12 protein-coding genes are annotated in these 13,599 nt (G+C 67.6%); all 12 read right to left on the bottom strand.

Translation table 11 applies throughout. The annotated features are described in order from the left end of the window. Positions 1-18: 18 nt before the first annotated feature. The 12 genes from ACQCSX_RS04010 to ACQCSX_RS04065 all read right to left on the bottom strand — a co-directional run bounded on the left by ACQCSX_RS04010 (position 19) and on the right by ACQCSX_RS04065 (position 13,571). Entirely contained in the window at positions 19-411 is a 393-nt protein-coding gene (locus ACQCSX_RS04010) for a hypothetical protein (protein ID WP_427017787.1), read from the bottom strand. 191 nt (positions 412-602) lie between these two features. Next, positions 603-2,045 carry an IS1380 family transposase gene (locus ACQCSX_RS04015; protein ID WP_427015697.1) on the bottom strand — a complete coding sequence of 481 codons (1,443 nt, stop codon included), beginning with the start codon at positions 2,043-2,045 and terminating at the stop codon, positions 603-605. A gap of 120 nt (positions 2,046-2,165) precedes the next feature. Then, positions 2,166-4,175 (bottom strand): helix-turn-helix transcriptional regulator, encoded by a 2,010-nt coding sequence (locus tag ACQCSX_RS04020; protein WP_427017788.1) that lies wholly within the window; start codon positions 4,173-4,175, stop codon positions 2,166-2,168. Between the two features lie 142 nt (positions 4,176-4,317). Beyond that, positions 4,318-4,716: an FKBP-type peptidyl-prolyl cis-trans isomerase gene (locus ACQCSX_RS04025; protein WP_427017789.1), complete on the bottom strand. Its 399-nt coding sequence runs from the start codon at positions 4,714-4,716 to the stop codon at positions 4,318-4,320. 40 nt (positions 4,717-4,756) lie between these two features. Beyond that, the gene (locus tag ACQCSX_RS04030) at positions 4,757-5,776 is read right to left on the bottom strand and encodes an FKBP-type peptidyl-prolyl cis-trans isomerase (RefSeq protein WP_427017790.1); all 1,020 of its coding nucleotides are present in this window, start codon (positions 5,774-5,776) and stop codon (positions 4,757-4,759) included. Between the two features lie 119 nt (positions 5,777-5,895). Continuing rightward, complete coding sequence (pafA, locus tag ACQCSX_RS04035; protein ID WP_427017791.1) at positions 5,896-7,260, bottom strand: Pup--protein ligase; 1,365 nt, start codon at positions 7,258-7,260, stop codon at positions 5,896-5,898. Between the two features lie 2 nt (positions 7,261-7,262). Then, complete coding sequence (gene prcA / locus ACQCSX_RS04040) at positions 7,263-7,979, bottom strand: proteasome subunit alpha (protein WP_427017792.1); 717 nt, start codon at positions 7,977-7,979, stop codon at positions 7,263-7,265. A 1-nt stretch (position 7,980) separates the two neighbouring features. Continuing rightward, positions 7,981-8,817, bottom strand: coding sequence for a proteasome subunit beta (gene prcB / locus ACQCSX_RS04045; RefSeq protein WP_427017793.1), 837 nt, complete (start codon positions 8,815-8,817; stop codon positions 7,981-7,983). Positions 8,818-8,826: 9 nt separating this feature from the next. Continuing rightward, complete coding sequence (locus tag ACQCSX_RS04050; protein ID WP_427017794.1) at positions 8,827-9,033, bottom strand: ubiquitin-like protein Pup; 207 nt, start codon at positions 9,031-9,033, stop codon at positions 8,827-8,829. 65 nt (positions 9,034-9,098) lie between these two features. Beyond that, complete coding sequence (gene dop, locus ACQCSX_RS04055; protein ID WP_427018964.1) at positions 9,099-10,694, bottom strand: depupylase/deamidase Dop; 1,596 nt, start codon at positions 10,692-10,694, stop codon at positions 9,099-9,101. Between the two features lie 14 nt (positions 10,695-10,708). Then, positions 10,709-12,463, bottom strand: coding sequence for a proteasome ATPase (arc, locus tag ACQCSX_RS04060; protein ID WP_427017795.1), 1,755 nt, complete (start codon positions 12,461-12,463; stop codon positions 10,709-10,711). Between the two features lie 40 nt (positions 12,464-12,503). Further along, on the bottom strand, positions 12,504-13,571 hold the full coding sequence (locus ACQCSX_RS04065) for a tRNA (adenine-N1)-methyltransferase (RefSeq protein ID WP_427017796.1): 1,068 nt from the start codon (positions 13,569-13,571) through the stop codon (positions 12,504-12,506). Between the last annotated feature and the right edge of the window lie 28 nt (positions 13,572-13,599).

A 13,599-nucleotide genomic window follows, 5' to 3' on the forward strand; every position in this document is an offset into this window, starting at 1 on the left:
AAGTCCTTTCCTTTTGGTTCATCCTACGTCCTTAACAGCTGTGATGTCACTCAAGGATTGGAGTTGCCCACGCTCGGTTCTGCGCGCGACACGCCGGAGGCGGCGCGCGAGGATGCGTGCTTCTTTGGCGTTTACGTAATCATCCTTCATTTGTTCGGGCGACGCAAAAACCGCCCAACCAGGTGTCGGCGCGCCGCCGAGACTGGCTTCGCCAGCGTCTTCAGCGCGCCGGACTGCCGCTAATTCGCCGGACTTCGCCCGCTGGTAGGCGCCCAGGCGCGCACCGGCGTCCTCAAAGGCATCCAGGGTGCGCATGGCGCTGCGCCAGAGCCAGAAGCCCAGCGCCGCCACATAGACCAGCGAGAGCGCCAACAGCGCAATCCAAATGACGATCCAGGTCCACCAAGGCATTTGGACAGTCTAGCCCGGATTTTTCATCGGACGGCGGTCGGGGCGTTGGGTGCGGGTTTTGCCGTCCCGGCGGGCTGAATCGGATTTCGGGTGTGGCTGATGGACCCGGGGGCGCCGGGCTGTGCGCGGGCTTCCACTGTTCCCGTTGGTGTTCTTCTTTCCTGCTCGTTGGTTGACGGGGGGTTGCGGTGTCAGGCCCGCAGGAGGACCGCGGGGCGGTTCGCGGCTGCGGCGATCCGTTCAATGGCTTCGAGCAGGGCGCTGATCAGGGGTTGCTCCGGCGCGGCGGCGGGCAGCAGCAGGTGGTTCCGGCGGGCGCGGGTGATGATTTTCCCGGCGGTGGCGAAGAGCCGGTAGCGCCAGCGTTTGATGTCCCAGCCCCGTGCTTTGTGGCCGTCGGGCAGGGCGGTGAGCTGGAGCCAGGAGACCAGGTTCGCGGCCAGGACCGCGAGGTTGGCCCAGGCCTGGTTGGCAGCGAAATCGAAGAAGGGGAGCTTTCCGAGCCCGGTGTTCTTTAGGGTTTTGATGCGGTTCTCGGCCCGGCCGCGGGCCCGGTGCCGGGCATCCAGAAAAGGTCCGTGCCAGCGCGGGGAGTTCGTCAGAAACGCTGTCACACGGTGACCGTCGATGTCGAGCAGGGTCGGTGTCGCGCCGGGGTGCAGCGGTTCGGCGCGCAGGAAGATCTTCGTCCCCGGCGGGTAGTCATCGAGCGGGATCACCTGCGTGGCGTTGATGACCCAGGCGTCATCGCGTTCGACCCCGTCCTGGTCCAGGGCCGGTTGCCAGTATTTCTTGTCGTTGATCCAGTCGATCATGTGGGCCTTGCCGACCGGCACCGGGTACGAGGCGGAGAACTGCACGCCCCGCGAATGCAGGTACCAGAGGAACTTCCGGGACGCGCCGGCGCTGTCGGTGCGGACCAGGATCTTCTCCCCGTCCAGTTCCCCGGTCCCACCGTAGAGGGAGTCGGGCAGGACGGCGATGGCGGCCTCGAAGATGCGGATGTGGTCCTCGGCGTTGTTCGCCGTGGCCCCGCCGTGACGCAACAGTACCGCGAGTTCCTCCCCGGTGCCGCTGCCGGCACCGTAATCGAGGCTGGCGGTGAACGGGGCGAATCCGAACCCGCCCTTGTAGTTTCCGGTGGCCTGTTCCTTGTCCGAGTGCGAGGTCACCAAGGTGGCGTCGAGGTCGATGAGCAGCGGGTCCGCGGCCGTCGCCTTCACCGCCGGGCTGCGGTCTCCTGCGGCTTCCCATGCCCGGGTCCGCAGTTCCTTGGCCAGGGTCGAAAAGCCGTAATCGAAGACGTCCGGGTTCTTCACGGTGCGTTCGAAGAACCGGGAGACTGTTGCGTTCGAGGGCACGTTGCCGAACACGCCGGGCTGGGCGCGCAGGATGTCCAGGTCCGAGGCGTGCTCGCCGCCGGCGGCGAGCATCACCGCCAGCGACCCGAGCAGCCTCCCGGGCCGGTGTGAGGCCATCGCGGGGACGAACTGCCCGAGCCGGTCCTCGCACAGGTCCCGGAACCCGAGGGCGTCGATGAATGAGGTCAGGATCCGTCCCCCGGCATGGGAGACCAGCGACTGGCCGGTGAAAGTGACCGGGAGGGACGGGAAGACCTTGGTAGGCTGATGCATCGAAAAGGTGCTCCTTCAAGACACGGAAATAACGGCGTAGACACCCCTATTTTCCCTTGTCAGAGCACCTTTTCGTGTCTTAAACACACCCCTCAGCCCAACCCTGATGAAAACCCCGGGCTAGCGGCCAGTCCGGGAATCCCGGTTCGGTTCCCCGGCATAGTTGGCCAGGGCCTCCCGGAGCCAAGCCGCCACGGCCTCGGCGACATGCGGTGGCGAGGCCACGCGGCCGGCGCCGCCGAGCTTGGCCATCAGGGTGGCCACCACCTGCGGCTTCGCGGTGCGGATGCGCACCGCGGTGCCGCCGCCGGGCAGCGCCGCCACGGCCTCGGCGGCATAGGCGTCCGCCACCCAGCCGGCCGAGGCATCCAGGACGAGGACCACCTCGGCATCCTCGTCCCGTGGGGTGAAGAGCGTGGAGGGCACCGCGGAATCAAAGACCAGTCCGCGGTCCGGCGCCGGCTCCGCCAGGGCCTGGATCGATTTGATGTTGCTGAGCCGGAAGATCCGCTTGCCGTTGGCCCGCTGGCACCAGGCCTGGACATACCAGCGCGAGTCCACGGAGAACACCCGCAGCGGTTCGATCACCCGCTGTGTGGTCTCATCGCGCAGGGGCACCAGATAGGTGATGTCGGCGCAGCCGCGGGTGCGCACCAACTCCTGCAGGGTGGCAATCGTGTCCAGATCAGCATCCGCGGTGATCCGGGCCTCGACGGCGTCGGCCAGCCAGCCCTGGTCCCCGGCGATGGCACGGACATCGGCCAGCACCCGCTCCAGCGCAGCGCCGCCGTCGGCATTGGGCAGGGCCCGCAGTGACTCCAGCCCCACCAGCATCGCGCAGGCCTCCTCCTGCGTCAGGCGCAGCGGCTTGTCCAGCTTCTGCACGTCCCGGATGAAGACCACGTCCTCCTCCCAGCCGACGTCGATCAGGTCGCCATGGTAGCCGCCGGGCAGGCCGCAGACCGAGAGCTGGTCCAGGTCCTTTTGCAGCTCCGCCCGGCTGATGCCGAACTCGCCGGCGGCCTCGTCCTTGTCGATGCCGGGGTTCTGCACCAGGAACGGCACCAGATCCAGCAGCCGGCGAAGCCGGTCCTCCGTGCTGGGCCGGCCGTTCTTGGCGCGGGGCTTGCGGGAAAAGTCCACCTCGGCGGGGCCTTCCAGGGCGGCACCGGCGGCCGCGTGGAGGCGCGAGAGCACGGCGTCGTGCAGGGCCGCAGGCCCGACGACGACGGCCCCGGGACCCAGCGTGGCCAGATCGCCGGCCATCAGTTCGGGCTCGCGGTACGGAATCTCCAGCCGGTCCCAGCCGCCGCGGGCGGCGGGTGCCGAGGTGGTGGCATCCTCGCGCAGCAGCGCGGCGGTGCCGGCCCGCACCTCCACCACGGCCGTGTATTCCTGGCCCGTGCCCAGCGTGTCCAGCACGGTGGCGATGTCGAAGTCCGCGGGGCGCTCGAAGGTGGCGGCGGTGTTGATGGAGACCTCGCTGGTGATCCGGGAGAGCCGGAACAGGCGGGGTTCGCCGGAGGGGACGTCCAATCCGCTGAGGTACCACTGGCCGTATTTGTTGCCCAGGCCCCAGGGCTGGACGCTGCGCACGGTGCTCGTGTCCTGCTGCGAACGGCGGTAGCTGAAGGTGACGGGGTGGCTGTCGCGCAGCGCATCCCAGAGGCCATCGAAGGACGGGTCCTCGGTGCGGATGCGCGACTGGACGGCCCCGCCGTCGTTCATCGACTCGCGGCCGGTGACGTTTTCCAGCTTCCGCAGCGCGCGCATGGCCGCCGAGCCGAGCGTGGCCTGCTCCCAGACCTGGGCGGCCAGGCCCAGGACGGCGAGGGAGGCATCGTCCAGGCGGATTTCCGGCAGCCGGTATTCCTCCGGGGCGATCCGGTAGGTCCAGGTGTTGGGATCGTCGGCCGTGTGGATCTGCCGGGCCTGCATCGGGATGCCCAGTTTCTTGAGGTTGATCTTGTCCCTGTCGAACATGCGCTCGAAGGCCTCGTCGGAGGCCTGGGGATCGTAGCCGCGGATGTTGGCGCGGAGAAAGCCCTTGTCGTGGCCGTCACGGCTGCCCAGCAGCGCAATGACCAGGTTCAGGAGCCGTTCGATGGTGTCGATTTTCTTAGCTGGCACGACGCCAGCGTACTACCGGCACACCGGCAGCCGCGGATCGGCACGGGTAAGACATGAGGCCTTTCGCCACCGGGCGCTTAACGGCGGTGGCCCCGCGCGTTCGCAAACGTACGGGGCCACCGGGCAAGGGAGAGTGCTCCGCTTAGCCGCGCACACCCACGAGGTCGACAACGAAGATCAGGGCCTCGTTGGGGCCAATGGCTCCGCCGGCGCCGCGCGAACCGTAGGCCAGCTCGGAGGGGATCTCCAGGCGGCGGCGGCCGCCGACCTTCATGCCCAGCAGGCCTTGGTCCCAGCCCTGGATGACCTGGCCGACGCCCACGCGGAAGTCCAGCGGTGCGCCGCGGCCCCACGATGAGTCGAACTCCTCGCCGGTGGAGAAGGCCACGCCCACGTAATGCGTGGACACGGTACTGCCGGCGACGGCCTCGGTGCCCGTTCCCTCGATGAGGTCCTCAATCACCAGTTCGGTGGGGACCGCGTGGTCCGGGAAGTCGATTTCCGGCTTCTGGCGGTCGTACTCGCGTGCTCCGAAAGACATGATGCTCCTTATGGAATAGGAAATGGGAGGCGTTAAGAGTCTACTTCTTGGAGACAATATCGACGACGAAAACAAGAGTACCCGTGGGGCCTCCCTTACTCGCATCGTCACCGTAGCCCAACGACGACGGAATAACCATCAAGAGCTTGGAACCCACCTTTTGTCCGGTGAGTCCCTTTGTCCAACCTTCGATGACGCCCGTCAGCTTGAACTCAAGAGGTGTGCCCTTGTCGTAGCTGGAATCAAATTTGGTGCTGTTGGACCACTGCCATCCGGTATAGAGGGCGTTGATGGAATCGCTTTCGGTCAGGACGTCGCCGGATCCTTCACTGAGGACCTTGACTACCAGGTCCTTGGGGGCATCCGTCGAAGGAATCGTGATGCTGGGGATGCCCTTGTCATCAAATGCGACGGCCGGCAACTTGCCGTCCTTGTCTAGCTTGTCGGTCTCATCTTTGGAGAGCAGCTTGGGGGCATCGGTGGCGGACTGGATCAGGAAGACGCTCAGCATGCCCGGCTCGGCCGCCTGGCTGGGGGCAGTGGTGCTGCCAGCGGTGGGGGCGGCCGTGCTGCCGTCCGTCGGGGTGGCGCTCGGCGACGGCGTGGCGGCCGGCGTGGCCGGGGCACCCGGGGTGGCGTAGCCGATGAGGGAGCCCACCTTGGCACCGACGAAGCTGCCGTAGACCAGCGGGTAGGAGGTCTTGAACGTGTCGTCAAAGACCACCGTCTGGCCGGCAGCAGCGGTGAAGTTCTCACCCAGGGTGGTGCCGTCCACGGCGTTGAAGCCGATCTGGCGCAGCACCACCGACTGGCCGGCCTTGACGACGTCGCCCTTGCCCTCGTTGAGCACCTTGATGGACTCGGCCTCGATGGCCAGCGGCTTGTCGAATGTGACGGTCGGAGCCTTGCCCTCGCCCTCATCCTTGACCTTGACGGAGTTGAAGGTTTCGGCGTGGGTGGCGGGCAGGCTGGCAGACGACGACGCGTCCGACGAGGAGCCCGTGCTGCAGGCGGTGAGCAACAGCAGCGCGGGGAGGACGATGGCAAGAATGCGGCGCACAGAGACACTTTCGTTGGCAGGATGGGGCGGCCGGGGCGCAACGAAGGCGCACAGGGGCACTTCCAGTCTATCCATGGATGCTGGACATTCCCTGTCCGCGACCCTCCGCAGCCAACCACTCAGTCGATCGAAGCGATCAGGGCATCCACCCGTTCATCCACATTCGCGAACGGATCCTTGCACAGGATGGTCTGGTGCGAGCGGTCGTTGAGCTTCAGATGCACCCAGTCCACCGTGTAGTCCCGGCCGGCCTCCTGGGCGCGCCGGACAAAGTCGCCACGCAGCTTGGCCCGGGTGGTCTGCGGCGGCGTGTCGACGGCGGCCTTGACGTCCACATCGGTGCTGACGCGCGCCGTCGAGCCGCGCAGCTGCAGCAGGTTGAAGAGGCCGCGGGAGGGCGAAATGTCATGGTAGGTCAGATCCAGCTGGGCAATCCGCGGGCTGGAAATGTCCAGTCCGTTCCGTGCGGCGTAGCCGTCCAGCAGCTTTTTCTTGATGGCCCAATCAATCTCCGTGTCGATGCCGGAGATGTCCTGGGCCTCAATGGCGTCAAGGGTCCGCTCCCACAGGTCCAGGATCCGCGGCACCAAATCATGGTGGGCGCCGTTGGCGGCCACAAACGCCGTGGCCTTGGCCAGGTATTCGCGCTGGATCTCCAGCGCCGTCACCGTGCGGCCGTTGGCCATCTTCACCTGGACGCGCCCAGTGAGGTCGTGGGAGATCTCCCGGATGCTGCGGATGGGGTTTTCCATCCGCATGTCCCGCATGATGGTGCCCGCCTCCACCATCCGCAGGATCAGGTCGACGGTGCCGACTTTGAGCATGGAGGTGGTCTCGGACATGTTCGAGTCGCCCACGATGACATGCAGGCGCCGGTAGTACTCCGCGTCCGCGTGGGGTTCGTCCCGGGTGTTGATGATGGGACGCGAGCGGGTGGTGGCGGAGGAGACGCCCTCCCAGATGTGGTCTGCGCGCTGCGAGAACGCGTAGCCGGCCCCCTGCGCGGCGGGCAGCACCTTGCCCGCACCGGCAATCATCTGCCGGGTGACCAGGAAGGGGATCAGGATCTCCGCCAGGCGGGTGAACTCCCCGCGCCGCGGGATCAGGTAGTTCTCATGGCTGCCGTAGGAGTTGCCGGCGGAATCGGTGTTGTTCTTGAACAGGTACACCCGGCCCTCGTAGCCCTCCTGGTGCAGCCGCGTCTCGGCCTCCTGCACCAGGTCGTTGAGGATCAGCTCGCCGGCCCGGTCGTGGGCAATGAGCTGGGCGATGCCGTCGCATTCGGCCGTGGCATACTCCGGGTGCGATCCGACGTCGAGGTAGAGCCGCGAGCCGTTGGTGAGGAAGACATTGGAGGACCGGCCCCAGCTGACCACCTTGCGGAAGAGGTAGCGGGCCACCTCTTCCGGGGAGAGCGGGCGCGAGCCGGGGCTGGAGTAGGCGATGCCGAACTCCGTCTCGATGCCAAAGATTCTGCGGTCCATGGTCAGGCCTCGTTCCCGGCGGCCAAAATGGCGTCCACCTCGGTGTCGGTGATCCGGCGGAAGGCGCGGGCAATCCCCCGGTTGGTTTCCGAATTGCGTTCCAGCAGGGCCACCTCCAGCTTGGCCGCACCCAGCAGGGCCTCGCCGTTGCGGCCGGCGGCCAGTGCCGTGACGGCCAGGCGCAGCGACCGGGCCAGGCTGGTGCCGGCCACCCAGCCCGCGGCCACGGCATCCTGGACGGCCTCGGCGGCGCCGCCCATCGCGATGAATCCCGTCTCGTCGGCAATGGAGCCGTCGAAGGTCAGCCGGTAGATGTGGTCGCCGGCCTGGACGGGGGCAACCTCCGCCACCGCAAGCTCCACCTCGAAGGGCTTCTGCTCCGCGGTGAAGACGGCACCCAGGCTTTGGGCGTAGACGCTGGCCAGGCCGCGCGCCGTGACGTCCTCGCGGTCGTAGGAGTATCCCCGAACATCGGCGTAGCGGACCCCGGCCTGGCGCAGGCTCTCAAACTCGTTGTACTTGCCGACCGCCGCAAAGGCGATCTTGTCGTAGATCTCGCCGATTTTGTGCAGCGACGGCGAGGCGTTTTCCGCCACCAGCGCGATGCCCTCGGCACAGCTGATGACCACCACGGAGCGGCCGCGCGCAATGCCCTTGCGGGCAAAGTCGGCGCGGTCCTTCATGACCTGCTCGGGTGAAACGTAGAACTGCTGCGTCATCTCACGCCTCCCGTGCCAGGGCGGCGCGTGCGGCCACCACCGATTCGACGACGGCGGCCAGCTCGCGTTCGCTGACCTTCCGCGCCCCCGTGCGCGTCACCGTGTAGACGATGGGCCACAACTGGCGCACCATGTCCGGCCCGCCCGTGGCGGAATCGTCGTCGGAGGCGTCAAAGAGCGATTCCACGGCCACGGAGATGGCCGCACTTTCGGTGAGGTTGGGCTTCCACAGCTTTTTCATGGCGCCGCGGGCGAACACGGAGCCGGAGCCCACGCTGTGGTGCTCCACCTCCTCGTAGCGCCCGCCGGTGACGTCGTAGGAGAACAACCGGCCCACCGAGCGGGACGTGTCGAAGCCGGCAAAGAGGGGCACCACGGCCAGCCCCTGCAGGGCCATGGCCAGATTGGAGCGCACCATGGCGCCCAACCGGTTGGCCTTGCCGTCCAGGCTGAGCAGCGTGCCCTCGATCTTCTCGTAGTGCTCCAGCTCCACCTGGAACAGCCGCGTGATGTCCAGCGCGATGCCGGCGGTCCCGGCAATGCCCAGCACGGAGAACTGGTCCGCCGGGAACACCTTTTCGATGTGCCGGCTGGCAATCATCGTGCCCATGGTGGCGCGCCTGTCCCCCGCCATCAGCACGCCGCCGGCAAAGGTGACGGCCACGATGGTGGTGGCGTGCGGAACCTCGGGCCGCGCACCCGCAGGCAGCACGCCCTCCGGCAGCGACCGGCCATACGGCAGCAGGTCAGGACGCTGCTGGGCCAGGTGTTCGGTGAACGAGGAGGTGGCGGCGGCGGCAACGTCCGCCAGGGTCGAGGAGTGCCTGCGCTCTCCCATGGCCGGATCCTACTGTCCGCCCTTTTGGACGAACCCTCGGACAAATTCCTCGGCGTTGGATTCAAGCACGCCGTCGATCTCGTCCAACAGGTCGTCCAGGCCGGACGTGGCCGCCTGGGCCTGCCCGCTGGGGGTGGCGGGGGCCGGAGCCGCCGGCTCGGAAGCCTCGGTCTCCTCGCCCCGCTGGGGTGCGTTCTGTTGCTCTTGCGAGGCCATGGTGATTCCTTTCCAACGAGCCGCTTGTTTGGCGGCTAGCTCCATCCTGCCATGAGCGTACTCCTTCACCGGCCTTTGAGCGCGGGCAAATCCAGCAGTTCGGCCAGGAAGGATTCCGCGTCGGGGTGGCTGGCAAAAAGGCGGCCGGTCAGGGCCTCGGTTCCGCGCAGCGGCTCCCGGGTGGGCACGCGCTGGAGCCGGCGTGCACCGGGCAGTTCGAAGATCACCGAATCCCAGCTGGCCCCGACAATGCTCGCACCATAGCGCTGGATGCATTGGCCGCGGAAATAGGCCCGGGTGTCCGACGGCGGCTGCCGCACGGCCGCGGCGATGTCGGCCTCGGAGACCAGGCGCTCCATCCGGCCGCGGGCCAGCAACCGGTGGTACAGCCCCTTTTCGGGCCGGACATCGCTCCACTGCAGATCGATCAGGCCCAGCCGCGGATCGTTCCACGCCAGCGAATCCCGCTCCCGGTACTGCTCCAGCAGCCCCAGCTTGGCGGCCCACTCCACCTGTCCTGCCACCGTCTCCGGCCCCCGGGCCAGCCCGGTGAGAACCTCGGCCCAGCGGGCCAGGACGGTGCCCGTGTGGCCATCGCTCGACGCCGGGTGGCCGGCCCCGGTGGCCTCGGCGCGCCGGGCGGCGGCCTCGTAATACATCCACTGGATGTCCAGGGCCGTGGCGCGGCGCCCGTCCGCCAGCCGGTAGCTGTGCGCCAGCGCGGTGTCGTGGCTGACGCTGCGCAACGCCTCCACCGGCGAATGCACCTCCAGCACCGGTGCCTCGCCGTTTTCGATCAGGTCCAGCACCAGCGCCGTCGTGCCGAACTTCAGATAGGTGGAGACCTGGCCGAAGTTCGCATCGCCGATGATCACGTGCAGCCGGCGGTACTTCTCGGCCGTGGCGTGCGGCTCGTCGCGGGTGTTGATGATGGGGCGGCGGATGGTGGTCTCCAGTCCCACCTCGGCCTCGAAGAAGTCGGCCCGCTGGCTCAGCTGGAACCCGGGCTGCGACCCGTCCTGGCCCCGGCCCACGCGGCCGGCCCCGCAGATGAGCTGGCGCGTCACGAAGAACGGCGTCAGTCCCCGCACGATGGCGGAAAACGGCACCGAGCGCGGCATCAGGTAGTTCTCGTGGCTGCCGTAGGAGACGGCCTTGTTGTCCGTGTTGTTCTTGTACAGGTTCACGGCCGGCAGCACCGGGCTGGCGGCAATGCTGCGCACCGCGGCCAGCGCCACCAGGTCCCCCGCCGCATCCCAGCGCAGCGCGTCCAGCGGATTGGTGACCTCCGGGCTGGAATACTCCGGGTGGGCGTGGTCCACATAGAGGCGCGCGCCGTTGCCCAGCACCATGTTCATCATCAGCGGCCCACTGCCGCCGTCGTCGTCGAGCTCCCCGCCCTCCAGCGCCACCTGCGCGGCCGTCAGCTCCGGCGGCACATCCGTCAGCTGGGAGGGGTGCGCGGAGGCACGCGGCACCGTCCAGCCGCGTGCATCGGCCAGCGGATCCTCGTCCGTGTAGTCCCAGCGGGCCTCGCTGCCGCCGGCGGCCCGGTCCCCGCTGACCAGCGCGTAGGCGTGCACCACCTGGGTGGAGAGCCAGGTGGCGTTGGTGCCCGGGGCCGTGGGCGCGTGGATCCCGTATTCGGTCTCCGAGCCCATGACCCGGATGGCACTCACAGGTACTGGCCCGTGTTGGGCATGGTCTCCAGCGTCTTGCCAGGTTCCTGGCCGGCCTTGCCCTGGACGATGGTTCGGATGTAGGTGATCCGCTCGCCCTTCTTGCCGGAAATCCGCGCCCAGTCGTCCGGGTTGGTGGTGTTGGGCATGTCCTCGTGCTCGCGGAACTCGTCCACCACGGCACGGAGCAGGTGGTCGATCCGGATGCCCTTCTCCCCCAGCGTCAGCAGGTCCTTGATGGCGTACTTCTTGGCCCGGTCCACCACGTTCTGGATCACGGCGCCGGAGTTGAAGTCCTTGAAGTAGAGCATCTCGGTGTCACCGTTGGCGTAGGTGACCTCCAGGTACTCGTTGGACTTCTCGGTAGAGTACATCGCCTCCACCGTGCGCTGGATCATGGCCGCCACCGTGGCGTTGGCGTCGCCACCATTGGCGGCGATGTCGTCGGCGTGGAAGGGCAGATCGATGGTGATGTACTTGGCGAAGATGTCGGCCGCGGCCTCGGCGTCCGGGCGCTGGATCTTGACCTTCACGTCCAGCCGGCCCGGGCGCAGGATGGCCGGGTCGATCATGTCCTCGCGGTTGGAGGCGCCGATGACGATGACGTTGTCCAGCCGCTCCACGCCGTCGATCTCGCTCAGCAGCTGGGGCACGATGGTGGTTTCCACATCGGAGGAAATGCCTGTGCCGCGGGTGCGGAAGAGCGAGTCCATCTCGTCGAAGAAGACAACGACGGCGCTGCCGTCCGCGGCCTTCTCGCGGGCGCGGGAGAAGATCAGCCGGATCTGGCGCTCCGTCTCGCCCACATACTTGTCCAGCAGCTCCGGACCCTTGATGTTCAGGAAGTAGCTCTTCTGGTCGCGCACGCCGGAGCGCTCCGCGGCCCGGGCGGCCAGCGAGTTCGCCACGGCCTTGGCAATGAGCGTCTTGCCGCAACCGGGCGGGCCGTAGAGCAGGATGCCCTTGGGTGGCTTGAGCCCGTGCTCGCGGTACAGGTCCGGGTGCAGGAAGGGAAGCTCGACGGCGTCGCGGATCTGCTCGATCTGCGGGCCCAGGCCGCCAATGTCCGCGTAGGAAATGTCCGGGACTTCCTCCAGGATCAGGTTCTCCACCTCGGAGCGCGGGATCTTCTCCAGCGCATAGCCCGTGCGGGCGTCCAGGCTGAGGGCATCGCCCACGCGCAGCCGCTGCGACTGCAGCGAACCGGAGAGCCGGACCACCTTTTCCTCATCCGCGCGGCCCGTGACCAGAGCCCGGTCCGAGCCCAGCAGCTCCTTGATGGTCACCAGCTCGCCCACGCGTTCAAAGCCCAGCGCCGCCACCACTGTCAGGGACTCGTTGAGCAGCACCTCCTGGCCCACGCTGAGCTGGCGTATGTTCACCAGCGGGCTCAAGCCGACGCGCATCTTGCGGCCGGAATTGAACACATCAACGCTCTCCTCCGTGGCGGCCACACCCGTGGCACTCGCGGTGGGATGCTTGCGCGGGTTGATCTGCACCAGCGTGCCGAAGCTGAACGGGGCCTGGCCCTCGTTCTCCAGCGCCGTGCGCAGCTTCAGGATCTCCGTCTTGGCCGTCTCCAGCATGGTCACCAGCCGCGAGTTGTTGCTGGTGGCGGCGGCAAGCTGCCGGTCCAGGTTGCGAAGTTTGTCCCGCAGCACGTTCAACGCGCGCTCCGTGGCAGCCTGCTGGGCCGGTCCGGCAGGGTAGCCGATGCTCTCTTCGGGACCGGTGTTTGTCGGTTCGCTCATGGTGCTGGTGTCCTTCCGGGAGGGGCCGCTGGTTTAGACCCTAGTCCTCTTTATCAGCTTCAACGCTTTCCTGGCCACGGGTGTTTCGTTGCGTGCGCTTGGTCTGCACCGTGGAGGCGGCGTCGCGGGCGGCGCGGCGCAGCTTGCGGTCGGAGACCGCACGCTCCCCCACGGCCTCCGGCGTCCAGGCGTTGAGGTCTTCCTCGGTGAACTCCGCCTTGACCTTCTTCTTCAGGTTCAAACCCTTCACGCCGTCGGCCAACCGGCGTGTGACCATCAGGAAGCCGGTGTGTGCCACCATGCGGTGGTCCGGGCGCACGGCCAGGCCCTCCAGATGCCAGCCGCGGACCATGGATTCCCAGGCGTCGGGCTCGGTGAAGCGGCCGTCGGCGCGGATGGCCTCGGCGGTGCGGGAGAGCTGGGTGACGGTGGCAACGTAGTTGATCCACACGCCGCCCGGTGCCAGCACCGTGGCCACGGCCTCGATGCACTCCCACGGAGCCAGCATGTCCAGGACCACGCGATCAACGCTGCCGGGGGCCTCCTGGGCCACCACTTCGTCCTGGAAATCGCCGAGCGAGATCTTCCAGGCCGGGTGCGGGCCACCAAAGATGGTTTCCACGTTGCCGCGGGCAATGTCGGCAAACTCTTCCCGACGCTCGAAGGAGTGCAGGTAGCCGCCGTCGCCCACGGCGCGCAGCAGCGAGATGGACAGGGCGCCGGACCCGACCCCGGCCTCCACCACGCGGGCGCCGGGGTAGATGTCCGCCATCGTGACAATCTGGCCGGCATCCTTCGGGTAGACCACTGCCGCACCGCGGGGCATGGAGAGGACGAAGTCGCTCAGCAGCGGGCGCAGGGCCTGGTAGATCTGGCCGACGTTGCTCTCCACCATGGAACCCTCGGGCTTGCCAATGAGCTCGTCGTGGTTCAGGAAGCCCTTGTGGGTGTGGTAGGCCGTCCCCGGGGTCAGCGTGATGGTGTTCATGCGGCCGCGCTCATCCGTCAGCTGGACGCGTTCGCCGGCGCGGAACGGACCCCGGCGCACTGCGGCACCATGGGGTTCCGCCCCCTGCGCGGGCGAGGGGGTGGGAGTGTTCTGGCTCATAACTGTTGGGTCCATTCCTAGCGAAGGT

Source organism: Pseudarthrobacter sp. P1, assembly GCF_050156935.1.
GTDB lineage: Bacteria > Actinomycetota > Actinomycetes > Actinomycetales > Micrococcaceae > Specibacter.

What these genes read in the sequence shown, in the direction of transcription:
- prcB (WP_427017793.1), bottom strand. Translation starts at nt 8,817, where the DNA reads ATGGGAGAGCGCAGGCACTCCTCGACCCTGGCGGACGTTGCCGCCGCC.
- arc (WP_427017795.1), bottom strand. Translation starts at nt 12,463, where the DNA reads ATGAGCGAACCGACAAACACCGGTCCCGAAGAGAGCATCGGCTACCCT.
- ACQCSX_RS04050 (WP_427017794.1), bottom strand. Translation starts at nt 9,033, where the DNA reads ATGGCCTCGCAAGAGCAACAGAACGCACCCCAGCGGGGCGAGGAGACC.
- ACQCSX_RS04065 (WP_427017796.1), bottom strand. Translation starts at nt 13,571, where the DNA reads ATGAGCCAGAACACTCCCACCCCCTCGCCCGCGCAGGGGGCGGAACCC.
- ACQCSX_RS04025 (WP_427017789.1), bottom strand. Translation starts at nt 4,716, where the DNA reads ATGTCTTTCGGAGCACGCGAGTACGACCGCCAGAAGCCGGAAATCGAC.
- ACQCSX_RS04010 (WP_427017787.1), bottom strand. Translation starts at nt 411, where the DNA reads ATGCCTTGGTGGACCTGGATCGTCATTTGGATTGCGCTGTTGGCGCTC.
- pafA (WP_427017791.1), bottom strand. Translation starts at nt 7,260, where the DNA reads ATGGACCGCAGAATCTTTGGCATCGAGACGGAGTTCGGCATCGCCTAC.
- prcA (WP_427017792.1), bottom strand. Translation starts at nt 7,979, where the DNA reads ATGACGCAGCAGTTCTACGTTTCACCCGAGCAGGTCATGAAGGACCGC.
- ACQCSX_RS04015 (WP_427015697.1), bottom strand. Translation starts at nt 2,045, where the DNA reads ATGCATCAGCCTACCAAGGTCTTCCCGTCCCTCCCGGTCACTTTCACC.
- dop (WP_427018964.1), bottom strand. Translation starts at nt 10,694, where the DNA reads ATGGGCTCGGAGACCGAATACGGGATCCACGCGCCCACGGCCCCGGGC.